The organism is Mycobacterium sp., from assembly GCF_008709575.1.
Lineage (GTDB): Bacteria > Actinomycetota > Actinomycetes > Mycobacteriales > Mycobacteriaceae > Mycobacterium.
Genome location: NZ_VYIK01000479.1, coordinates 1 through 593 on the forward strand (window position 1 = coordinate 1; position 593 = coordinate 593).

At 65.9% G+C, this 593-nt stretch carries 1 protein-coding gene and 1 pseudogene; one reads left to right on the forward strand and one right to left on the reverse strand.

From position 1 onward, the window contains the following. A pseudogene (locus tag F6Q13_RS19680) lies at nt 1-75 on the reverse strand (type II toxin-antitoxin system PemK/MazF family toxin); the annotation flags it as partial. A 26-nt stretch (nt 76-101) separates the two neighbouring features. On the opposite strand from F6Q13_RS19680, the gene F6Q13_RS19685 reads away from it, so the two are divergent. Beyond that, complete coding sequence (locus F6Q13_RS19685; RefSeq protein WP_293060069.1) at nt 102-470, forward strand: type II toxin-antitoxin system VapC family toxin; 369 nt, start codon at nt 102-104, stop codon at nt 468-470. Nucleotides 471-593: the final 123 nt, after the last annotated feature.

The window sequence follows — 593 nt, forward strand, 5'->3', positions numbered from 1 at the left end:
ACGGCGCAAGGCTGGTCGGCTCCCGGGTGGCTCACCCAGGTCGGCCCAGTAAAGCTCAGCCCGGCTGATCACCACTCGTCGTCCGCCGCATCCAACACGCGGTGTCCGATGGCCACGGCAGCGGCCTGTGCTTCATCAATGCCATCAAGGCGCTCCAGGGCGCTGTCGAAGATGATCTGTTCACCGCGGCGCTTGCCAGAACCGAGCTCGTTCGCGCGGTAGCAGACGGGGGCCTGCCGGCCATTACGCAGGCTCGCGCCCTCGTGGACAGCATCGACACCGTCGCACTGAGCCGCTCAATGCTCGATGACGCGGCGGCCCTACCGCCGCCGCGGCTTCGCACGCTCGATGCTATCCACCTTGCGGCGGCACAGCGGGCCGGCACGTCACTGCGGGCGGTGGTCACATACGACGACCGAATGGCCGAGGCTGCGGCGACACTCGGCATGCCATACGTCAGCCCGGTATGACGCGACGCCGATCAAGCACGATGGCAAGCGCCCGCGAGAGGTCTCGAAACTCCAGTGGGCTGGCACGAAGCAACCGAACCAGCCCACTGTCAGGTATGTGAGTTTCTTTAGACGGCAGTAACT